The organism is Polynucleobacter sp. JS-JIR-II-50 (assembly GCF_018687895.1).
Classification (GTDB): Bacteria; Pseudomonadota; Gammaproteobacteria; order Burkholderiales; family Burkholderiaceae; genus Polynucleobacter.
Genome location: NZ_CP061307.1, coordinates 390798 through 411889, shown reverse-complemented (window position 1 = coordinate 411889; position 21092 = coordinate 390798). Strand labels below are relative to the sequence as shown.

The window sequence follows — 21092 nt, the reverse complement described above, 5'->3', positions numbered from 1 at the left end:
TACTTAAGCGCTGGCTCTGCCCTGAGCCATCAAGGCTTTCATGTCGATAATTGCTTTTTGCCAACCCTTAAATAAGGCCTCAGCAACAATGGCATGGCCAATATTGAGCTCGGATAATTCTGTAATTGCCGCAATCGGTTTCACATTACCTTCATGCAAACCATGACCCGCATTGACTCTCAGGCCGATACTTTTTCCGAATATTGCAGCTTTACGAATACGCTCTAACTCTTTAGCCTGATCAGCGCCAGATAAATCAGCGTAACGGCCGGTGTGCAATTCCACCACGGTTGCACCAACCTCTTTAGCCGCCTGAATTTGTTTTTCTTCTGGATCAATGAATAGAGATACCCGAATACCAGCATCAACTAATTTTTTTGTAGCGGCCTTCACCACCTCAAAATACCCCAAGACATCCAAACCACCTTCTGTTGTGACTTCTTCACGCTTCTCCGGAACCAGGCACACATCATGTGGCTTAACCTTGCATGCGATGTCAATCATTTCGGGCGTTACTGCACACTCTAAATTCATGCGCGTTTTAATTAGTGGTCGCAGTGCCAATAAATCCGCATCTTTAATGTGACGACGATCTTCCCGCAAGTGCAGAGTAATTAAATCAGCGCCAGCCTCCTCAGCAAGGGCTGCTGCTCTCAGTGGATCAGGATAGACCGTGCCTCGTGCATTACGCAAAGTGGCGACGTGATCGATATTGATACCCAGTTCAAGGCTTGGATGGCTGCTCATCTCTGTAGATTACTAGATTTTCTTCAGATCAATCAAAATTTGGCGAGTCGTCAATACCTGATCCTGCAAGTGCAAGCCAAGAAGAAAGCGCATTAATTGCTTACTCTCAGAAAGAGTCTCAGGGTCTGAGAAATCTCCCGCTGCAATCGCCAAAAGGGATTTACCAGTAAGAACGGGCCAGTGTCCAGGATCATCGGCCTGAACAGGGCGTACCCCTCGCTCTGGTTGATAGACATACTGCTCTTGAGCTAATGGCACCTCATTCGTTTCAACGCAGCGATCCAAGGCGGCTGCATACCCCGTCTCCTGCAAGAGCGATAACTCAAACGGACGCAAAATCTCTTCTAAGCCTTTAGACTCAAACTCCAGATTCGATAAAGCATTAATAGTCTCAGAATAGCGATCGTAGAGTTTTTCGTAATCATCTTCACGCGCTAAAAACTTGACGAGCAATTCATTGAGATAGAAGCCGCAGAGCAAAGCATCACCAACCAAAGAAGGCATACCCCCCACCCATTCCGACTTCGTTAAAGTGCGGAGCTCTGATTTACCACTCCAAGAAACTAGTAGCGGTTGAAAGCGCTGCAATACCGGCCTTAGAGTGGAGTGTGGACGCTTGGCGCCCTTAGCAATCAAAGCCATACGGCCATATTGCCGAGTAAAGACATCCAGAATTAGGCTGGTCTCTTTATAGGGAATGCTGTGCAGTACAAAAGCAGGCTCGTCAGCAATGCGAATCGAAGCCATGAAACTTATTCCAAACCTTGAGCCCGCAATTCAGCTCGATCATCCGCCCAGCCACGCTTGACCTTAACCCAAGTCTCTAAAAAGACTTTGCCGTCAAAGAGTTTTTCCATATCGATACGGGCATCAGTTGAAATCTTCTTGAGACGCTCACCCTTTTGACCAATGATCATTGCCTTATGACTATCGCGATCAACCAAAATGGTTGCGGCAATGCGACGCATCTTGCCATCCATCTTGAACTGATCGATCACTACCGTGCTGGTGTAAGGCAGTTCCTCACCAGTAAAGCGGAATACTTTTTCACGCAGGATCTCAGCCGCTAAAAAGCGCTCGCTGCGATCGGTAATAGTGTCGCCATCATAAACAGCTTCCGCCTCGGGCAGATAGCCCTCGAGAACATCCAACAATCTTTCAATATCACCAGGACTCTTGGCGCTCATCGGCACGATCTCAGAAAACTCGCACTTCTGGTCTTCATGGCCACCTAGTTCGCACCAAGGGCGAGCCATGTCTTTAATAAAGCTAAGTAGTGCTTGGTCGCGCTCTGATGGAGTCTGAAAGCGACTGTTAAACAGGTCTAATTTATTTAAAACCAGTACAACCGGTAAGTCATCTGGCAGTAGTTTCAACACCTTCTTGTCATCTTCACCAAAGTACCCAGCCTCAACCACGAAGCAAGCGACATTCACGTCTTGCAAGGCAGTGGTGACAGTGCGGTTCAGCGCCTTATTTAAAGTATTCATTAAGCGCGTCTGAAAGCCTGGGGTATCGATAAAGATAAACTGCGCTTCTTCGCGATTCTGAATACCCAAAATACGATGACGCGTAGTTTGCGCTTTACGAGAGGTAATGCTGATCTTCTGTCCAACTAACGCGTTCAGAAGAGTTGATTTACCCATATTAGGACGCCCAACAATGGCGATGGTGCCGCATCTAAACACGATTAGCCCTTCAGCTTAAGATTGAACTGCTCTTCGGTCGCTTCTTTTTTAGCCGCCTTCTTCTTGGCCGACCGAGTTTTCTTGGGTTTGCGAGATTCTTGTGGCAACGCTTTGAGCATAGCAATCAAAGCCAGCTTGGCAGCCGCTTGTTCAGCAGCGCGGCGTGAGGCGCCCTCACCTTTGACTGCCACTTTGTGGCTAGGGATTAGGCATTCCACCTCAAACTGTTGATTGTGTGCAGCGCCAGTAGTGCCAGTCACGTTATAAGTTGGCAATGGCAATTGATAGCCTTGTAGGCATTCTTGCAATAACGTTTTATCGTCTTTGCCTAAAGTTTTAGGGTCAACATGTGCCAAGATAATCGAATACAGTTTACGTAAGGTTGCCTTAGCAGCCTCAAAACCACCATCCATAAAGATCGCGCCAGTCACTGCCTCTAAGGTATCGGCAAGAATAGAGGGGCGACGAAAGCCGCCACTCTTCAATTCACCCTCACCCAGGCGCAAGTAATCGGATAAAGATAAAGTTTGAGCGATTTCATATAAAGCCTGCTGCTTTACTAAGTTCGCACGCACACGGGAAAGATCGCCCTCATCTAAATCGGAATAGCGTTCATAGAGCATCTCTGCGACTACGCAGTTCAAAATGGAGTCTCCCAAAAACTCAAGTCGCTCATTATTTTTCTTGCTATGACTGCGATGAGTCAAGGCTTGATTCAGTAGCTCAGCCTTTTTGAAGGTGTATCCGAGGCGCTCTTGCAGCGGTCCAGTTTCGATAACGGCGCGCGCATTCATAATATTTACTCGAATCCGCCAATGCGGCCAAGATTGCCTAGATTAAGCCAAACAAAGAAGGCTTTGCCAACAATATTTTTATCCGGCACAAAGCCCCAGTAACGTGAGTCTGCACTGTTATCACGGTTATCACCCATCGCAAAGTAATGCCCTGGAGGCACTTTGCAAGTCACGCCAGACTGCTGGTACTGACAGAACTCGGAACCCGGAAAACGCTCAGTCGGAAATACGGTAGCAGGACGATCGGGGTCATTCAGGATGTCATGACGATTGCCGCCCAAATCTGCCGGGAAAGTTTCCGTGAAACGTTTGGCATAGCGCATATTCTCGGGATCGAGATACGGCTCGCCACCACTATATTGCAGAGGTTGACCATTAATAGTCAGGCGCTTATTTTCATAAGTGATTTCGTCGCCTGGTAAGGCCACTATGCGCTTGATGTAATCTACCGATTCATCACGTGGGTAGCGAAAAACGACAACATCACCGCGCTTGGGTGAACCCAAGTCAACAACTTTTTGATTCAGTACCGGTAAACGAATTCCATAGGTAAATTTATTGACCAAAATGAAGTCGCCGATTTGCAATGTGGGGATCATTGAACCAGAAGGAATCTTAAAAGGCTCAGCAATAAAAGAGCGCAAGACAAACACTGCGCAAATTACCGGGAAGAAACCTGCTGTGTATTCAAGCCACAAAGGCATACGATCAATACCCGCCAAACGTCTTTGCGGGGCAAAGTGCCATTTGTCAGCAACCCAAGCGATTCCAGAAACAATCACCAAGATAAAAAGGACTAGGGCAAAGTTCATTAATCCTCCACCTGCAGAATAGCCAAGAAGGCTTCTTGTGGAATTTCCACGTTACCGACTTGCTTCATACGTTTCTTACCTTCTTTTTGCTTCTCTAATAACTTACGCTTACGGGAGATGTCACCACCGTAGCACTTAGCCAATACGTTTTTACGCAATGCCTTGACGTTTTCACGCGCAACGATATTGCTGCCAATCGCCGCCTGAATAGCCACATCGAACATTTGACGAGGAATAATGCCGCGCATCTTAGAAACCACTTCGCGCCCGCGATGTTGACTATTGCTGCGGTGAACAATCACAGAGAGGGCATCCACCCGCTCACTATTAATTAGGATGTCGACCTTAACAACATCTGCCGGGCGATATTCTTTGAACTCGTAATCCATTGAGGCATATCCGCGTGAGATGGATTTCATTTTGTCAAAGAAATCCAAAACAATCTCAGCCATTGGCAACTCATAAGTGAGCTTGACTTGACGGCCTAGGTAATTCATATCCATCTGAATACCACGCTTACCAACACACAAGGTAATCATCGCTCCTACATACTCTTGCGGCATATATAAATTAACGGTCACGATAGGCTCAAGAATCGTATTGATCTTGCTGGCCTCAGGCATCTTCGACGGGTTATCCACCATCATGAGTGTGCCGTCAGATTGCTCCACTTGATACACCACCGTTGGAGCGGTCGTGATGAGATTCATGCCGTACTGACGCTCTAAACGCTCTTGCACAATCTCCATGTGGAGCAAACCCAAGAAGCCGCAACGGAATCCAAAACCAAGAGCCTGTGAAACCTCTGGCTCATATAAGAGTGAGGCGTCATTTAACTTGAGCTTTTCAAGGGACTCGCGCAACTGATCGTATTCACTCGCTTCTACTGGATATAGGCCAGCAAAAACTTGGGGCTTCACTTCTTTAAAACCAGGTAGTGGCTCGGTCGCAGGAACGCGCCCTTGCTGCCCGGGAGTGTGTGTCACGGTGTCGCCAACCTTGGCGGCTTTTAATTCTTTAATACCGGCAATCACAAATCCCACTTGACCAGCGGATAGCTCAGGACGATCTACTGACTTCGGACTAAACACACCCACATGCTCGACTAAATGGCTCGAACCATTGGCCATCAAGGTAATTTTTTCCTTAGGTTTTAAGGTGCCATTCACAACGCGCACCAACATGACAACGCCTACGTAGTTATCAAACCAGGAGTCAATAATCAAAGCTTGTAATGGATCCTCTGCATTACCCTTTGGTGGAGGTACCCGAGCAATCATTTCCTCGATGACATCCGCAACGCCTAAGCCTGTTTTGGCTGAGCAGGTCACAGCCTCAGAAGCATCAATACCAATGACATCTTCAATTTCTTTTTTAGCACGCTCAGGATCGGCTTGGGGCAAGTCAATCTTATTCAGTACTGGCACAACCTCAACGCCCAACTCAAGCGCCATGTAACAGTTGGCAACCGTTTGGGCCTCAACACCTTGACTAGCATCTACAACTAACAACGCACCTTCACAGGCAGACAAAGAGCGGCTGACCTCATAGGAGAAGTCAACGTGTCCCGGGGTATCAATCAGGTTGATGTGGTAAATCTTGCCATCTTTGGCTTTGTAATTTAAAGCTGCTGTTTGCGCCTTAATGGTAATACCGCGCTCACGCTCAATATCCATTGAGTCAAGAACTTGGGCTTCCATTTCGCGATCGGAGAGACCGCCGCAGAGTTGAATAATACGATCAGCAAGCGTCGATTTGCCGTGATCGATATGGGCGATGATAGAAAAATTGCGGATTAAATCCATAGCGTCTTAATAGGTCATTCAAAAAACGCCTTGTCAGAACGCACCAGGATGATGCGCTGCAAAAAGTCGTCTTAAAGTGATTGTAATGGGTGGCGCCTAAAAGGCGCCAAACCCCTTTTTTAGGCCAAAAATGGGGTTATTTAGGCCTTACAGGGACGACTAAAGTGCTGTCAGCCCGGCGGATAAAGACTGGAACAGCCTTATTAGCGTCCAAGCCCTTGGCTAGGGTCTCAAATTGCTTAACACTCGTAATATCGGTATCTGCAACTCGAATAATAATGTCACCTGGTCGAATCCCCGCTTTTGCCAAAGGGCCATCCCCTAAACCAGTAACCTCAACCCCGCTCTTGATATTCAAATCCTTCTTTTTGCTATCGGATAGCTCGCCCACAACAACCCCAAGAGTATTGGCACTATTGCCATTTGCCGCAGGTGCATCTGGCTTCTTGCTGGCCGCCTGAGTAGATTCGGTATCAGTTACAGTAACCGTTAAGTCACGGGTTCCGCCTTTACGCCAAACTTGCACTGGCACCGAAGTGCCTGGCTTTGTTTCACCAACCACTCTTGGTAAGTCGGTTGATTTAGAAATATCGCGCCCGTTGAAACTGAGAATCACATCACCCGCTTCAATACCGCCAGCTGCTGCCGGTCCACCTGGCTCGACATTGCGTACATACGCGCCGCGAGGCTTACCCAAACCGAGACTCTCAGCTACTTCTTTTGTCATCTCGCCTAAAGCAACGCCAATTCGGCCGCGAGTCATCTTGCCATTAGTACGCAATTGATCTGCCACACGCATTGCCTCATCAATCGGAATTGCAAAAGAGATGCCCATATAGCCACCAGAGCGACTAAATATTTGTGAGTTGATGCCAATCACTTGACCAGCAGTATTTAAAAGTGGCCCTCCGGAGTTTCCTGGATTCACCGCAACATCAGTCTGAATAAAGGGTAAGTAGTCACCTGTATCACGACTCTTGGCCGACACAATCCCTGCAGTCACGGTGTTCTCAAGGCCAAATGGAGAGCCAATCGCCAACACCCACTCGCCTACCCGCACTCTCGATGAATCACCTAAAGGCAGCTTCGGCAAATCACGTGCTTCAATTTTCACAACCGCAACATCGGTACGCTTATCCATGCCAAGTAACTTTGCTTTGAACTCGCGCTTATCAGTCAGGGTCACATAGATAGTGGTGGCGCCTTCAACAACATGAGCGTTAGTCAAAATCAGCCCATTGGATTCAATAATGAAACCAGAGCCTACACCACGATCTGCTTCTTGCGGCTTACCTGGATTAGGCTGCGCTGGCTTAGGTCCATTAGGAATTCCCGGAATAGGTACACCAAAGAAACGGCGGAAGAATTCGGCTTGATCTTCTGGCATTCCAGGAATGCCGCCTTGCGCTTGCTGCACCACTACTTTTTCAGTTATACGTATATTGACGACCGCAGGACTTGCGCGTTCAACCAAATCCGCAAAGTCAGGAATGGTCACTCGAGGATTTTGAGCTAACGCAGGCGGAATAAACGCGACTTGCCCTAGACCAAAGATAGCCAAGAGCGCAATTAAGTACTTTTTCATAAAGCTATAGACCTACTTGGTAAAAACCAACAATAAAGATATTAAGAATATTAGGTCAGTTTGCCAAAAATCAAGGTACCGTTAGTACCCCCAAAGCCAAAATTGTTTTTGACTGCATGGTCGATCTTCACGTCTCTAGCGGTATTGGCGCAGTAGTCCAAGTCACACTCAGGATCTTGATTGAAGATATTGATAGTAGGTGGCGATTTTTGGTGATGAAGAGCCAAAATCGTGAAAACAGACTCCAAGCCACCTGCGCCGCCCAAGAGGTGGCCAGTCATCGACTTGGTGGAGTTAATTAAAGTCTTCTTAGCGTGGTCGCCAAGAGCGGCCTTAATAGCGCCAGTTTCGTTCTTATCACCCAACGGCGTGGAAGTACCGTGAGCATTGATATATTGAATCTGGTCAGAGTTGAGGCCAGCATCGCGCATTGCATTGACCATACAACGACGGGGACCATCCATATTTGGGGCAGTCATGTGATAAGCGTCACCACTCATACCGAAGCCCAGTAATTCGCAATAAATTTTTGCGCCGCGGGCTTTAGCGTGTTCATACTCTTCAATCACAACTACGCCTGCGCCCTCACCCAGAACAAAACCATCGCGGTCTCTATCCCAAGGGCGTGATGCAGTTGCAGGATCATCATTGCGTGTAGAAAGCGCTCTTGCAGAAGCAAAGCCACCAACCCCTAATGCGGAGATAGTGGATTCAGCACCGCCAGCAACCATGACATCAGCATCACCGTACTGAATTAAGCGCGCAGCCAAACCAATACTGTGCAATCCAGTCGTACATGCTGTCACCGCAGCAACGTTTGGACCTTTAAGACCAAACAAAATACTAAGGTGGCCAGAAATCATATTGATGATGGAGCCTGGAACGAAGAAAGGCGAGATACGACGAGGGCCACGAGCCAATAACTCAGCACCCGTTTCTTCAATCATTGGTAAACCACCGATACCGGAGCCCACCATGACGCCTACGCGCTCAGCGTTTTGTTCAGTGATCTCTAAACCACTGTCGCGAATAGCTTGCGTACCAGCAGCAATGCCGTAATGGATAAAGGTATCCATATGGCGCGCCTCTTTGGCAGAAACATATTCTTCGACATTGAAATCTTTCACCTCTCCAGCGAAGTGAACGCTAAGCGGAGTGTGGTCAAACTTGGTGATAGTAGCAATGCCTGATTTGCCCGCGAGCAAATTAGACCAAGCTACATCAACCGAATTACCAACAGGTGAGATAAGACCAAGGCCGGTAACTACTACCCGGCGTCGGCCATTTGATACTGACACAGTAATACCTAGGCTAGGGAATTAACCCTGAGCTTTAGATGTAGCGAAGTCGATCGCGAGCTGAACTGTGGTGATCTTTTCAGCTTCCTCATCAGGAATTTCGATGCCGAATTCATCTTCCAAAGCCATAACCAGCTCAACAGTGTCAAGAGAGTCAGCGCCCAAGTCGTTCACGAAAGAAGATTCATTCTTGATGTCTCCTTCTGCGACGCCTAATTGCTCAGCGACGATTTTCTTAACGCGTTGTTCGATGTTGTCCATTAATTTCCCCAGGGGTTGTAAAAACGATGAAAGGATTTTATCAGTTTGGCGGACCGAATTAGCAAATTCGCCTAAAAATGACCAAATCCCTGCTTTGCCGTTAGGCTAAATAGAGTCCGCCATTGACGTGTAAGGTGCTACCCGTAATGTAACCAGCCGCTGGGGAGGCCAAAAAGGCCACCGCTTGGGCGACATCCTCAGGGCTACCCAAGCGAGCCAAAGGAATGTTCACTTTTAGGGCATTTTGCTGTTCTTCGCTCAAAGCGCGGGTCATATCGGTATCGATAAATCCAGGGGCCACGCAATTCACAGTGATATTACGGCTACCAATTTCACGAGCTAAGGCACGAGTCATTCCAGAAACGCCTGCTTTTGCAGCTGCGTAATTTGCCTGACCAGGATTACCCATATGACCAACAATAGAGGTGATATTGATAATGCGGCCACCACGAGCCTTCATCATTGGGCACATCACTGCCTGAGAAAGACGGAAGACTGAACTTAAGTTGGTATCAATCACATCCGTCCACTCATCAGACTTCATGCGCATCGATAAGTTGTCACGCGTAATGCCAGCGTTATTGACCAAGATATTAATACCGCCATATTCCTTGACGATCAGATCAATAATTTCCTCGCAAGCATTTGGGGCGTTCACATTCAACACTTTGCCGGCGCCGCCTGCAGCTCTTAAATGCTCATTAATCGCTTTTGCTCCACTCTCGGATGTAGCTGTTCCAATTACCTTTGCGCCGCACTTAACTAACTCATCCGCAATCGCTTGGCCGATGCCGCGCGAGGCGCCAGTTACCAAGGCAATTTGTCCGCTTAAGTCGAGATTCATATTTGTTTTCCGCTCAGTTCTATATTTCTTTAATCTTGTTTTATTTCAAGCTTGCCAGGACTTCATTCAAGCTAGCTTCGTCAAATACTGGCACACCAGTCACTTGATCATTAATACGCTTAGTAAGGCCTGCCAACACTTTGCCAGGGCCACATTCCACTACCTGAGTAATGCCTTGAGAAGCCATAGCCTGAATGGTTTCTTGCCAACGCACAGGCTTAGCAGCTTGACGCACTAAGGCATCTTTAATTGCAATCGGATCACTCAAGATTTCAACATCAACGTTGTTGATCACAGAAATCGTGGGGGCTTTAAATTCGATATTGGCTAAATAGCCTTTGAGCTTTTCAGAAGCGGGTTGCAATAAAGAAGAGTGAAATGGTGCAGATACTGGCAATGGCAAAGCACGCTTAGCGCCAGCAGCCTTTAATAATTCACATGCTTTAGTAACGGCATCACTTGCACCAGCAATCACTACTTGACCAGGGGCATTGAAATTGACGGCTTCAACAACACCGCCAGCAGCAGCACTTGCTTCAGCGCAAACCTGAATCACCGCGGCATCATCCAAACCCAAAATAGCAGCCATGCCGCCCGTACCGACAGGTACTGCACTTTGCATTGCTTCAGCACGAAAGCGCACCAAAGGTACGGCATCTTTAAAAGAAATGACGCCGGATGCAACCAAAGCGGAATATTCACCAAGACTATGTCCCGCCATTACCTTGGGTGCAGAACCACCCGCTGCCAACCAGGCTCGATAAAAAGCAACGCCCGCAGTCAACATTACAGGCTGAGTATTCGTGGTTAATGACAGCGCCTCAGCAGGGCCTTCAGAAATCAGCTTTGCAACGTCTTCACCCAATGCCTCAGAAGCCTCTTGCAATGTTGCGCGTACTTCTGGGCGCTCAGAAATGGAATTGAGCATGCCAACGGATTGAGAACCTTGACCAGGGAATACAAATGCAAATGTCATGTGATTAATTCGCTAAAAAGAAATTAAAGAGATGAATGAATAAAAATAGTGTGCCGCTCTTAATATTTAATGGCAACCGCACCCCAAGCAAAACCACCGCCAACACCCTCTAGCAAGAGATGTTGTCCACGCTGAATCTGCCCAGACCGCACACCAGCATCCAACGCCAATGGAATCGATGCAGCCGAAGTATTGCCATGCTCATGCACAGTAACGATGACTTTATCCATGGACATACCCATCTTTTTAGCGGTGCCTTCCATAATGCGAATATTGGCTTGATGCGGGACTAGCCAGTCGATTTGCTCGGCCTTGAGATTCGCTTTTTCGAGTGCTTCGTGAGCTACTTGCTCCAAGACCTTCACAGCGAGCTTAAAGACTGCTGGACCATCCATAGTCATAAATGGAGAGCCGTGTACTCCGCCATTTCCAGCGCGCCCAGGAACGCACAAAATATCGCGCTGACTACCATCAGCATGTAATGCGGTAGAGAGAATGCCCGCTTCTTTAGAGGCCTCAAGCACAACAGCTCCAGCACCATCGCCAAACAAGACGCAAGTGCCACGGTCTTGGAAATTCAAAATACGGGAGAATGTTTCTGCGCCAATGACCAATACTTTTTTGTATGAGCCAGAACGAATAAACGCATCTGCAATAGCAAGCGCATAAGTAAAGCCGGCACAGACTGCTTGCACATCAAAAGCCGCACAAGCAGTGTGCGCACCTAATTTGTCTTGCACTACGCAAGCAGTACTTGGAAAACCGCCCAAATGATCTGGGGTAGAAGTGGCCAAAATGATAAGGTCCAAATCTTCAGAGGTAATACCAGCACTAATCAATGCAGCTTGTGCCGCCTTGACAGCCAGATCACTAGTCAACTCATTTTCAGCAGCAAAGTGACGTGCAGAGATACCGCTTCGTGTCTTAATCCACTCATCGCTGGTCTCCAAACCAGTTTTGGCAAGACGCTCGACTAAATCTTGGTTAGTTAAGCGCAACTCAGGAAGATAGCTTCCAGTGCCCGCTACTCTTGCAAAAATACTCATACTTTTGTCTCCACCACAAAGGCTGCAGCAATGCGCTCTACCATGCGGTTCTTAGCCGCTTCATAGGCGCGATCCAAGGCAAAGCCAAATGCAAAGCGATCGGCAGAACCATGGCTTTTAATCACACAACCACGTAAACCTAACAATACTGCGCCGTTGTAACGACGATGATCAACACGCTTACGCACTCTTAGCAATGGCACCATTGCACAGATCGCCATCAACTTCGTAAGCCATGAGCGATTAAATTCTTGACGAATCAAGCCACTCATCATTTTTGCCAAACCTTCACTGGCTTTCAGAACGACGTTGCCAACAAAACCATCGCACACCACGATATCCGTAGTGCCCTTGAAAATATCATTACCTTCTACGTTGCCATAAAAGTTTAAAGAGGTTTGGCGAAGTAACTCGCTGGTTTGCTTAACAACCTCATTGCCTTTAATCACTTCCTCACCAATGTTGAGAAGGCCAATTGAAGGGTTTTGTTTACCATCAACCACCTGCACCATCACGTTTGCCATCTGGGCAAACTGCACTAAATGCATTGGCTCGCAGTCGGCATTTGCGCCAAGATCCAGCATAGTTGTACCGCGCCCTAATTCATTGGGGATGGCGGTAGCTATCGCAGGACGATCAACACCATCAAGCGTTTTAAGAATGTAGCGAGAGATCGCCATGAGTGCGCCAGTATTACCAGAAGAGATCACTGCATCAGCGACACCCTCCTTCACTTGCATGATGGCAACGCGCATAGAGGAATCTTTTTTGCGACGCAGAGCGATCTCAATGGGATCATCCATCAAGACAACTTCACTAGCGGAAATAATTTGAATTCGCTCCATAGGAGCTTTGGGAGATTTACTCAAGACTTGCTTGATTAAATCGGGATCACCAACGAGGGCAATCTTCACATCAGCGTGTTTTTCTAAAAAATCGCAGGCAGCCGGAACCGTCACGACGACTCCATGATCTCCGCCCATGGCATCAATAGCGAGAGTAACGCTCATAAGCTGATTGATTGCTGCAAGTGATTTATCCAAGAAAAAAGCGGCTTTTACTGGAGCCGCTTCTATCTGTTTAGACTAAAAAATTAGTCGTTTTTAGTTTTAACAACTTTACGACCACGATAGTAGCCGTTAGGTGAAATGTGGTGGCGCAAATGAGCCTCACCAGTTGTGGCTTCAACAGCCGTAGCAGGTGCGGTCAAGAAGTCGTGCGCACGATGCATGCCACGTTTGGAAGGTGATTTTTTGTTTTGTTGAACGGCCATATTGAACTCCTAAGCAAGGCGATATTCTAGCATGGAAATGCGCCTAAATGCTTGATTTTTTGACAAAAGATACATAAAACAACAACCGAAATCAGACCCCTAATTTCAGTTTTTCTTCATATTTTTCAATACGTTAAAGGGGTTTTCCCGCTTATTTGAGACCTCTTCTTTACCCTCATCGCCAAAGGTAGAAGCATGGGGCTCACAAAACCCATCGGGATGCTTTGGAATTAGAGGCAAAGACAGCAAAACCTCATCCTCAATGGTTTCCAGAAGGTTGAAATGCTGATTTACGACCAGAGGCTCTTGCTCTTCATCCTCAACGGGGTACTCATCAGCCTCAGAATCCGTCAAAACCAGAATAAATCGACGTTTTTCGTCTAAATCCACCGCGCAATCTTGTAAACAGCGCTGACAGACCAGGTGCAGACGCCCTTTTAGGCCTAATTCAAGGATTTGATGAGGCTCACTACCCGGGGAATCTTCAAAATAGGTCTCTACTAACCAATTGAAGCCATCGGCTGGATTGACGGTTGAAGCCTCCTCAGCCAATCTTGGCATATCTGACATACTTAAAAAACCAGCGCCTTTATAAGATTGAGGGGCACAAAAATCTACCCTCTTTAAGGCGCTTGGCTCGGCAGATAGCTCGACTTGAGGTAAAACTTGATTACGATTCATGGCATCAGTCTAAATGAAGCCGCACCAGAAAGCACAAAACAGAATGAGTAGTTTCCAAAACCCACCCCTCATCTTAGCGTCTACATCCAAATATCGCCGTGAGCTTTTAGAGCGTCTACGCATTCCTTTTGAAGTCATTTCACCAAATGTAGATGAGACACCACTCGCCGGAGAAAGCACACTCGATTTAGCACTTCGACTTGCTCAAGCTAAAGCAGCAGCAGTTGCCAAAGGGAATCCTGATGCGTGGGTCATTGGCTCTGATCAAGTTGCCGATCTGTGTGGTGCAGCGATTGGTAAGCCCGGTAATTTTGAAAGAGCATTGGCACAGTTACAACTCATGCGCGGTCAAGTAGTGACTTTTCAAACAGCGCTGTGTTTGATGAAGGGCGATATCCAAACTACTTTATGCGTTCCTACTGAAGTCACCTTTCGCAAACTTCCAGACAGCACTTTGGAGGCCTACCTATATGCCGAAGAACCTTATGACTGCGCTGGCAGCGCTAAGTCTGAAGGCCTTGGTATTAGCCTGCTAGAGTCCATAAAGAGTGATGACCCAACCGCTTTAATTGGCTTGCCGCTAATCGCATTAACCGGCATGCTACGCGATGCTGGCTTTGCAATTCCATCAAAAATATCAAACAAAAATTAATCACTAGATTCATTAGAAAAAACAATTCATGAGCAAACTCGGCACCCTGTATTTAGCTCCCAATACCTTGGGTGATGATGGTCGCACTGAGCAATTGCCTTGGGTACTTCCATCCGAAACGATTACGCAAACAGCCAAGCTAAAGCACTGGATTGTTGAAGATGCCAAGACAGCCCGCGCATTATTAAAAGCGGTCGATTCTATTTCTCCATTAGCGTGCACGGTTCAAGAAATGCAAATGAGTGAATGGCGTGGTGCTGCGCGTAACGCAAAGTATGGTGATGCGGTGAAACCCGCCGATTTACTCAAACCTTTGCTTGCCGGAAATGATATGGGCTTGATGTCTGAAGCAGGGGTCCCCGGCGTTGCAGACCCTGGCGCAGAGTTAGTGCTAGCGGCCCACAAGCTTGGCGCCAGAGTCAAACCACTAGTTGGACCAAGCTCTATCTTGTTGGGCCTCATGGCAAGTGGACTTAATGGTCAACGCTTTGCATTTCAGGGGTACTTGCCCCATGACACCCATGAGCGCGCTGCCAAACTTAAACAACTCGAGCTTGAGTCTCGTAAATTACAACAAACTCAAATTTGGATTGAGACACCGTATCGAAATACTGCCATGCTCATGGCTTGTATCCATTCGTTGGCACCGCAAAGCTTGTTATGCCTCGGAGTGGACCTTAGCCTGCCATCAGAAATGATTGCCACCCTTTCAATTGCGGATTGGCGCAAACGCTACCCGAATGAAGCTGCATGCTCTTCATTACAAAATAGGCCAACAGTATTTCTACTATTGGCCTAAATCTTGAATACTTTATTTTTACTTTAAATCTGATGTCTTCACTAGAGCTTTACCAGCAGCAGCCCCAGCCTCAGCGCCAAAGCGTTTAGCAACACGCTCAGCGAAATTCTCCTTCATGGTGTAGTCCAGAATATCGGGCGCCTTAAAGATGTCGCGCGCAACCGTATCAACCGTACCATACCCATCAACCAATCCAATCTTGACCGCTTGCTCGCCATTCCAGATGCGGCCAGAAAATAAATCTGGCACGTCTTTTAAGCGATCGCCACGACCCTCTTTCACCACTGCAATAAATTGCTGGTGAATCTCATCAATCATGGTCTTAACCATTTCAATTTGCTTTGGATTCTCTTTGCTAAACGGATCCATCATGCCTTTATTAGAGCCTGAAGTAATCATGCGACGAGTAACGCCCAACTTATCCATGAGGCCTGTAAAACCAAAGCCTTCCATGATCACGCCAATGGATCCCACTAAGCTGGCTTTATCAACCAAGATTTGATCCGCAGCGACTGCCACGTAGTAACCACCAGATGCGCAAATGTCTTCGACTACGACATAAAACGGTTTTTTGGGATAGAGCTTGCGCAAGCGGTGGATCTCATCATTGATCATGCCGGCTTGAACTGGCGAACCTCCAGGACTATTAATGCGCAACACAACCCCAGCACTATGTTCATTCTCGAATGCAGATAGTAAAGATGAATTGATATCCATCGCATTAGCCATCGAGCTGGAAGAAATTTCTCCTTCAAGTGTTACCAACGCAGTGTGCTTTTCTACCCCCATGCCCTTGCCTGGAAGATGAAAGTCAAATATCGAAAGCAGTGCGCCAATAATGACTAGCAAGGTGAGCACTCGCAGTACCGCTTTCCAACGACGTGCTTTACGAGTCTCCTTCAAATTCTCCAACAAGAGATGCTCAAGAGCTTGGCGCTCCCAATTCGGGTTTGGATTGTTTTCCATCTATAAATTCCTTAGTGTTACCAATCAGATTACAAATTATTTTTAAGCCATTGAGATAGCTGAGTGACATCATCAACATGCGCCAATGAAGGTGACTCCTTCAGAGTGCTCGGGGGATGGGCACCGTAAGTCACTGCTACTGCATCGACTCCTGCATTCGCCGCCATATCTAAGTCATGGGTAGTGTCGCCAATCATCAGCATGCGACGGGTCGGCACCTGGGTGACATCCGATAGTTCCAACAACATTCCTGGATGAGGCTTAGAAAAAGATTCGTCAGCTGTACGGGTCTCATGAAAGAGATGGCCGATCTGATGATGCCCAAGCGAGCGATCCAATCCGACGCGTGACTTTCCAGTGGCAACAGCTAGTAAATACTGTTTAGCATGCAACTCTTCTAAGAGCTCTCGAATGCCAACAAACAAATCGAGCTCATGATCTTTGGCTAAGTAGTGATAACGAAAACGCTCAGTCAGCTTTGGGAAATGGGCCGGCTCTATCCAAGGCACTGCTCTGCGCAATGAATCCTGAATTCCCAAACCAATGACTGAACTCGCTAATGTGTCGTCAGGCGCTTTAAAGCCTAAATCGCGACAGGCTTGCTGAATGCAATGCACGATGGTTGGCGTCGAATCCATGATGGTTCCATCCCAATCCCACACAATCAGGTCATAGGGACGATTCGATTTATTTGCTTGGGACATTCTGATATTTACTGCTCAAAGGTTTTCATCATGGCCGCAAATTCTGGGGGCAATGGCGACTCAATCCGCATCTTTTCACCAGTACGCGGATGAGTAAAACCAGCCAGATGAGCGTGTAAATATAAGCGTTTGGATTTAACTATCTTATCCAAATCTTCAAAGCCATATTTATCATCGCCCAAAATTGCATGGCCCAATTTTTGCAAATGCACCCGAATCTGATGAGTGCGTCCCGTCTTGAGTTGCGCCTCAGCAAGAGTGATTGAGGCACCCTCGCTCTTTAGCGCTTTAGTCACCCTTAAAGAGGTGTGACTTGGTATTCCATCTGGATCAACCCGAACACGGCGCTCGCCATTGGGCAGAAGATATTTATGCAGCGGATATTTGAGCTGCATGGTTTGAGCGCCCTGCACGATTTCACCATGTGCAAGCAAGTAATAGCGCTTATCAGTTTGACCCTCACGAATTTGACGATGCAGCTCCACCAAAGCGCTCCGCTTTTTAGCCAAGAGTAAAACGCCTGAGGTATCTCGGTCTAGGCGATGCACTAATTCCAGAAACTTAAGTTCTGGACGGGTAATACGCAGGGTCTCAATGACACCAAGGGCGATACCTGAGCCACCATGGACGGCTAAGCCCGCCGGCTTATTTACTATTAAGAGTGCTTCATCCTCAAAAAGAATCGGCATTTTGTCTGAGTAGCCATGCGCCCGAGATTTGGTTTGGGCGCTATTGACTGCAGCCATTTGGGCAGGCTCAGCAATTCGAACTGGGGGCAATCGCACCACATCCCCCTCAATCAGACGAGTTGTTGGCTCAGCCCGCTTTTTATTGACCCGGACCTCGCCAGATCGAATAATTCGATAAACATGGCTTTTGGGAACCCCCTTGGCCCAGCGCAATAGATAGTTATCTAGGCGTTGACCGGCTTCTTCGGGACCAATGGTCTGAAGGTGCACTGCAGCAGGGGCTGAAGTAGTGGACGTTTTTACCTTTAAAGGCTTGGAAATGGGTTCGGATTTCATGATTTATCTCTCTTGTGACCCCACCAGGGGATGACAAGGGACTCAACAATACCCCATTGTCACGCAACTTGTGCCGTATAATCAACGCTCTAGCCAATTTATTGGCCCGAGACCAGCCTGAAGTCAGGTTTGAATCGTGGAGCTTGGAGTCGCCCTTTAAAAGACTCCCGGGGTTGCCCCTCCCCCGTTGTAATGAGGCGCAGGGTTGGTGTGCCGTATGCCGCGACCCGCGATTAGAAGACAGTTTTCAGGCGCGCGCCTGCATTGATGACCTAAAGGAGGTCTCTGCGGCGATCGTCAAGTGTGGCACCAAATTAACCAACAGTTAAGCTGGTGAACTAGGCAAAAAATGCTTAGATTTGCATGATCCACACTCTTAAACCACCTTGGGCTTAGTCCCAAGCGGTATTTAACTTGTCCCCTAACGCAGCGCGCAGCGACGCCCTCCCCCATAGGAGAGTGTTATGAAACGCATGTTGTTTAATGCAACTCAACAAGAAGAGTTGCGAGTTGCCATCGTTGATGGTCAAAAACTTATTGATATCGATATCGAAGCTGCCGGTCGTGAACAACGCAAAGGCAATATCTACAAAGGTGTCATTACCCGTATTGAACCTTCCCTTGAGGCCTGCTTTGTCAATTACGGCGAAGAGCGCCATGGCTTCTTGCCATTCAAGGAAGTAGCTCGCAGTTACTTTAAAGAAGGTACCGACGTCCGCAACGCTTCCATTAAGGATGCCTTACGCGAAGGTCAAGAAATCATTGTTCAAGTAGAAAAAGAGGAGCGCGGCCAAAAAGGTGCAGCCCTCACATCCTTTATCTCCTTGGCAGGTCGTTATTTGGTTCTCATGCCGAATAACCCACGTGGAGGTGGCGTTTCCCGCCGTATTGAAGGTGAAGACCGTCAAGAACTCCGCGAAGCGATGGCTCAATTAGAAGTGGCAGATGGCATGAGCATCATTGCTCGTACCGCCGGTATTGGGCGCGACGCCACCGAATTGCAATGGGACTTAAGTTACCTCATGCAATTGTGGAAAGCGATTGATGAAGCTGCTAAAGGCAACTCCGCTCCATTACTGATCTATCTCGAATCTAGCTTAGTGATTCGCGCGATACGCGATTACTTCCAGCCTGATATTGGTGAGATCCTCATTGATACCGATGACATCTACGAACAAGCTGCAGCATTTATGTCTGTAGTAATGCCTGACAATTTGCCAAGAGTTAAGCGTTATCAAGACGATGTGCCTTTGTTCTCTCGCTTCCAAATTGAGCATCAAATTGAAACTGCCTACTCACGCACTGTGCCATTGCCATCTGGCGGCGCAATCGTGATCGACCATACTGAAGCTTTGGTTTCAGTCGACGTCAACTCAGCACGTGCAACCCGTGGCTCTGATATCGAAGAGACTGCAACTCGTACCAACTTAGAAGCTGCTGATGAAATCGCCCGTCAAGCACGTTTACGTGACTTGGGTGGCTTAATCGTGATCGACTTCATTGATATGGAATCGAGCAAGGCCCAGAAAGATGTTGAGAACCGCTTACGCGATGCTTTGCGTCATGACCGTGCTCGTGTTCAGATGGGCAAGATCTCCAAGTTTGGCTTGATGGAAATGTCACGTCAGCGTTTGCGCCCTGCACTGTCTGAAGGCAGCCATGTAACCTGCCCACGTTGTAACGGCACTGGCCACATTCGCGATACCGAATCTTCTGCATTACAAGTTCTGCGCATCATCCAAGAAGAAGCGATGAAGGAAAACACGGCAGCAATTCATACACAGGTACCAGTCGAAGTAGCTGCGTTCCTCCTGAATGAAAAACGTGCTGAAGTCATCAAGATCGAGACTCGCTTCAAAGTGAACGTCTTGATGGTTCCTAACAAGCATTTAGAAACTCCGCATTACAAACTAGAGCGTTTGCGTCATGACGACCCACGTCTTGACGACCAAAAGGCTAGCTATGTGATGGCGGAAGAAGCTGCTCGCGAACTCGAGACAGACACGACCGTTAGCAAAAAAGATGCGGATGTAAAAGTACGTCCGGAAGCAGCCGTTAAAGGCATCACTCCAACGCAACCTGCACCAGTAAGCCAGCCACGTCCTGTACGCACTGAAAAAGTGGCGACAGAAAGTTCTGGCGGCTTCTTTGGATTTATTAAAAAGCTTTTCTCCTCAGCTCCAGCAGTTGAAGAGAAGCCTGCAGCAAGCAACCCACGTGGCCGCAATCAAGGCCGTAATGGCAACGATCGCAATCGCGGTCGCAACCGTCGTGGCGAGCGTACTGAGCGCCCAGCAGTTGCCGCAACCGAAGGTACTCCAGTAGAAGGTACTAGCAACAACCGTAACCGCAACAACCGTAACGGCAATCGTAACCAAGGCAACCAAAATAGTCCGAAGCCAGAGCGCCAAGATGCAAACCGCAATCAAGCCAATCCAGCAGCAGTAACTCCTGCAACTGAAGCCGCTCCTGGTAGTGAAGCTACTCCTGGTGCCGATGGTGAAGAGCGTCGTGGTCGTGGTCGCAACCGTCGCGGTCGTGGTCGTGGTCAACGTGGTGAGCGCACAGAAGGCGGCAATGAAGTTGCCGGCGCACCAGTAACCGCTGTGTCCGCAAGTCCATTTGCAGGCCCTCCAGTAGGAATGGCTGGTGCATCTGCAAGCATGCCAATGCAGAACATTGCGAACAGCTTTGGCAACGCTAAACCTGTAGCAGAGAAACAAGAAAGACAAGAGCGCGCACCACGTGCTCCACGTCAATCCAATCGTCCTGCACAAAATTCTGCTCCAGCATCCACCCCAGCACCAGTTGCTGTTGCGGCTGCTACGTTAGAAGTAATCACCAAACCTGCACCAGAACTTCCTAAAGTTGCCTTCCAGCCGCTTGAAGAAACTCCGCTGCATAGCGTTGTGCAATCAGCTGGCATGATCTGGGTCGCTACCGACTCTTCAAAGCATGCTGATGCCCAAAGCCAGATTCAGGCAGAGCCTGTTGCCCATAACTTGGGCAGAGCGCCTAAACCGGCTGCGAGCCTTCCTGATGGTCCAATGGTTTTAGTAGAAACCGGCGGCCAAGAAAAAACGGTTTAACGCTTATTAAAGCTTTTCTCCAGACCGCCATTTATCTCAAAAGGATA

21 protein-coding genes are annotated in these 21092 nt (G+C 48.0%); 3 read left to right on the top strand and 18 right to left on the bottom strand.

Annotated elements, in window-relative coordinates:
* Window positions 1–3 precede the first annotated feature (3 nt).
* The 15 genes from pdxJ to FD963_RS02195 form a co-directional block, all read right to left on the bottom strand.
* The gene (gene pdxJ, locus FD963_RS02265) at window positions 4–747 is read right to left on the bottom strand and encodes a pyridoxine 5'-phosphate synthase (protein ID WP_215362762.1); all 744 of its coding nucleotides are present in this window, start codon (window positions 745–747) and stop codon (window positions 4–6) included.
* 12 nt (window positions 748–759) lie between these two features.
* Complete coding sequence (recO, locus tag FD963_RS02260; protein WP_215321597.1) at window positions 760–1494, bottom strand: DNA repair protein RecO; 735 nt, start codon at window positions 1492–1494, stop codon at window positions 760–762.
* A 5-nt stretch (window positions 1495–1499) separates the two neighbouring features.
* Window positions 1500–2393: a GTPase Era gene (era, locus tag FD963_RS02255; protein WP_216863838.1), complete on the bottom strand. Its 894-nt coding sequence runs from the start codon at window positions 2391–2393 to the stop codon at window positions 1500–1502.
* 44 nt (window positions 2394–2437) lie between these two features.
* Window positions 2438–3229, bottom strand: a complete 792-nt coding sequence (gene rnc, locus FD963_RS02250; protein WP_215362761.1) for a ribonuclease III — start codon at window positions 3227–3229, stop codon at window positions 2438–2440.
* Between the two features lie 5 nt (window positions 3230–3234).
* Window positions 3235–4041, bottom strand: a complete 807-nt coding sequence (lepB, locus tag FD963_RS02245; RefSeq protein ID WP_215362760.1) for a signal peptidase I — start codon at window positions 4039–4041, stop codon at window positions 3235–3237.
* On the bottom strand, window positions 4041–5846 hold the full coding sequence (lepA, locus tag FD963_RS02240) for a translation elongation factor 4 (RefSeq protein WP_215362759.1): 1806 nt from the start codon (window positions 5844–5846) through the stop codon (window positions 4041–4043). The genes lepB and lepA overlap by 1 nt, the downstream gene beginning before the upstream one ends.
* A gap of 136 nt (window positions 5847–5982) precedes the next feature.
* The gene (locus tag FD963_RS02235; protein ID WP_215362758.1) at window positions 5983–7431 is read right to left on the bottom strand and encodes a DegQ family serine endoprotease; all 1449 of its coding nucleotides are present in this window, start codon (window positions 7429–7431) and stop codon (window positions 5983–5985) included.
* A gap of 50 nt (window positions 7432–7481) precedes the next feature.
* Window positions 7482–8729: a beta-ketoacyl-ACP synthase II gene (fabF, locus tag FD963_RS02230; protein WP_215362757.1), complete on the bottom strand. Its 1248-nt coding sequence runs from the start codon at window positions 8727–8729 to the stop codon at window positions 7482–7484.
* A 21-nt stretch (window positions 8730–8750) separates the two neighbouring features.
* A complete protein-coding gene (gene acpP, locus FD963_RS02225; RefSeq protein WP_011902246.1) occupies window positions 8751–8990 on the bottom strand; it encodes an acyl carrier protein in 240 nt (79 codons plus the stop codon).
* Window positions 8991–9090: 100 nt separating this feature from the next.
* Window positions 9091–9834: a 3-oxoacyl-ACP reductase FabG gene (fabG, locus tag FD963_RS02220; RefSeq protein ID WP_215362756.1), complete on the bottom strand. Its 744-nt coding sequence runs from the start codon at window positions 9832–9834 to the stop codon at window positions 9091–9093.
* A 40-nt stretch (window positions 9835–9874) separates the two neighbouring features.
* A complete protein-coding gene (fabD, locus tag FD963_RS02215) occupies window positions 9875–10810 on the bottom strand; it encodes an ACP S-malonyltransferase (RefSeq protein WP_215362755.1) in 936 nt (311 codons plus the stop codon).
* A 59-nt stretch (window positions 10811–10869) separates the two neighbouring features.
* A complete protein-coding gene (locus FD963_RS02210) occupies window positions 10870–11856 on the bottom strand; it encodes a beta-ketoacyl-ACP synthase III (RefSeq protein ID WP_215362754.1) in 987 nt (328 codons plus the stop codon).
* Window positions 11853–12866, bottom strand: coding sequence for a phosphate acyltransferase PlsX (plsX, locus tag FD963_RS02205; protein WP_215362753.1), 1014 nt, complete (start codon window positions 12864–12866; stop codon window positions 11853–11855). The genes FD963_RS02210 and plsX overlap by 4 nt, the downstream gene beginning before the upstream one ends.
* A gap of 83 nt (window positions 12867–12949) precedes the next feature.
* A complete protein-coding gene (rpmF, locus tag FD963_RS02200; protein WP_011902241.1) occupies window positions 12950–13129 on the bottom strand; it encodes a 50S ribosomal protein L32 in 180 nt (59 codons plus the stop codon).
* Window positions 13130–13234: 105 nt separating this feature from the next.
* Window positions 13235–13810: a DUF177 domain-containing protein gene (locus FD963_RS02195; protein ID WP_215362752.1), complete on the bottom strand. Its 576-nt coding sequence runs from the start codon at window positions 13808–13810 to the stop codon at window positions 13235–13237.
* Window positions 13811–13853: 43 nt separating this feature from the next.
* On the opposite strand from FD963_RS02195, the gene FD963_RS02190 reads away from it, so the two are divergent.
* Together FD963_RS02190 and FD963_RS02185 are read left to right on the top strand one after the other, a co-directional pair.
* Complete coding sequence (locus FD963_RS02190; RefSeq protein WP_215362751.1) at window positions 13854–14462, top strand: Maf family nucleotide pyrophosphatase; 609 nt, start codon at window positions 13854–13856, stop codon at window positions 14460–14462.
* Between the two features lie 28 nt (window positions 14463–14490).
* On the top strand, window positions 14491–15261 hold the full coding sequence (locus FD963_RS02185; protein WP_215362750.1) for an SAM-dependent methyltransferase: 771 nt from the start codon (window positions 14491–14493) through the stop codon (window positions 15259–15261).
* A gap of 18 nt (window positions 15262–15279) precedes the next feature.
* On the opposite strand, the gene sppA is transcribed toward FD963_RS02185, so the two are convergent.
* From sppA to FD963_RS02170, 3 genes are read right to left on the bottom strand one after another with little or no spacing between them, the layout of a single operon-like run.
* Entirely contained in the window at window positions 15280–16227 is a 948-nt protein-coding gene (gene sppA / locus FD963_RS02180; RefSeq protein WP_215362749.1) for a signal peptide peptidase SppA, read from the bottom strand.
* Between the two features lie 29 nt (window positions 16228–16256).
* The gene (locus tag FD963_RS02175; RefSeq protein ID WP_215362748.1) at window positions 16257–16931 is read right to left on the bottom strand and encodes an HAD-IA family hydrolase; all 675 of its coding nucleotides are present in this window, start codon (window positions 16929–16931) and stop codon (window positions 16257–16259) included.
* An 8-nt stretch (window positions 16932–16939) separates the two neighbouring features.
* Window positions 16940–17956: an RluA family pseudouridine synthase gene (locus FD963_RS02170; RefSeq protein WP_215362747.1), complete on the bottom strand. Its 1017-nt coding sequence runs from the start codon at window positions 17954–17956 to the stop codon at window positions 16940–16942.
* A 464-nt stretch (window positions 17957–18420) separates the two neighbouring features.
* Between FD963_RS02170 and FD963_RS02165 the strand changes: the two genes are divergently transcribed.
* On the top strand, window positions 18421–21045 hold the full coding sequence (locus FD963_RS02165; protein ID WP_215362746.1) for an Rne/Rng family ribonuclease: 2625 nt from the start codon (window positions 18421–18423) through the stop codon (window positions 21043–21045).
* Window positions 21046–21092 lie beyond the last annotated feature (47 nt).

Coding starts and splice junctions, on each gene's coding strand:
- FD963_RS02185 (WP_215362750.1), top strand. CDS start 14,491: ATGAGCAAACTCGGCACCCTGTATTTAGCTCCCAATACCTTGGGTGAT.
- lepA (WP_215362759.1), bottom strand. CDS start 5,846: ATGGATTTAATCCGCAATTTTTCTATCATCGCCCATATCGATCACGGC.
- fabD (WP_215362755.1), bottom strand. CDS start 10,810: ATGACATTTGCATTTGTATTCCCTGGTCAAGGTTCTCAATCCGTTGGC.
- FD963_RS02165 (WP_215362746.1), top strand. CDS start 18,421: ATGAAACGCATGTTGTTTAATGCAACTCAACAAGAAGAGTTGCGAGTT.
- fabG (WP_215362756.1), bottom strand. CDS start 9,834: ATGAATCTCGACTTAAGCGGACAAATTGCCTTGGTAACTGGCGCCTCG.
- FD963_RS02195 (WP_215362752.1), bottom strand. CDS start 13,810: ATGAATCGTAATCAAGTTTTACCTCAAGTCGAGCTATCTGCCGAGCCA.
- recO (WP_215321597.1), bottom strand. CDS start 1,494: ATGGCTTCGATTCGCATTGCTGACGAGCCTGCTTTTGTACTGCACAGC.
- acpP (WP_011902246.1), bottom strand. CDS start 8,990: ATGGACAACATCGAACAACGCGTTAAGAAAATCGTCGCTGAGCAATTA.
- plsX (WP_215362753.1), bottom strand. CDS start 12,866: ATGAGCGTTACTCTCGCTATTGATGCCATGGGCGGAGATCATGGAGTC.
- rnc (WP_215362761.1), bottom strand. CDS start 3,229: ATGAATGCGCGCGCCGTTATCGAAACTGGACCGCTGCAAGAGCGCCTC.
- FD963_RS02190 (WP_215362751.1), top strand. CDS start 13,854: ATGAGTAGTTTCCAAAACCCACCCCTCATCTTAGCGTCTACATCCAAA.
- FD963_RS02170 (WP_215362747.1), bottom strand. CDS start 17,956: ATGAAATCCGAACCCATTTCCAAGCCTTTAAAGGTAAAAACGTCCACT.
- era (WP_216863838.1), bottom strand. CDS start 2,393: ATGGGTAAATCAACTCTTCTGAACGCGTTAGTTGGACAGAAGATCAGC.
- FD963_RS02175 (WP_215362748.1), bottom strand. CDS start 16,931: ATGTCCCAAGCAAATAAATCGAATCGTCCCTATGACCTGATTGTGTGG.
- rpmF (WP_011902241.1), bottom strand. CDS start 13,129: ATGGCCGTTCAACAAAACAAAAAATCACCTTCCAAACGTGGCATGCAT.
- pdxJ (WP_215362762.1), bottom strand. CDS start 747: ATGAGCAGCCATCCAAGCCTTGAACTGGGTATCAATATCGATCACGTC.
- FD963_RS02210 (WP_215362754.1), bottom strand. CDS start 11,856: ATGAGTATTTTTGCAAGAGTAGCGGGCACTGGAAGCTATCTTCCTGAG.
- FD963_RS02235 (WP_215362758.1), bottom strand. CDS start 7,431: ATGAAAAAGTACTTAATTGCGCTCTTGGCTATCTTTGGTCTAGGGCAA.
- sppA (WP_215362749.1), bottom strand. CDS start 16,227: ATGGAAAACAATCCAAACCCGAATTGGGAGCGCCAAGCTCTTGAGCAT.
- lepB (WP_215362760.1), bottom strand. CDS start 4,041: ATGAACTTTGCCCTAGTCCTTTTTATCTTGGTGATTGTTTCTGGAATC.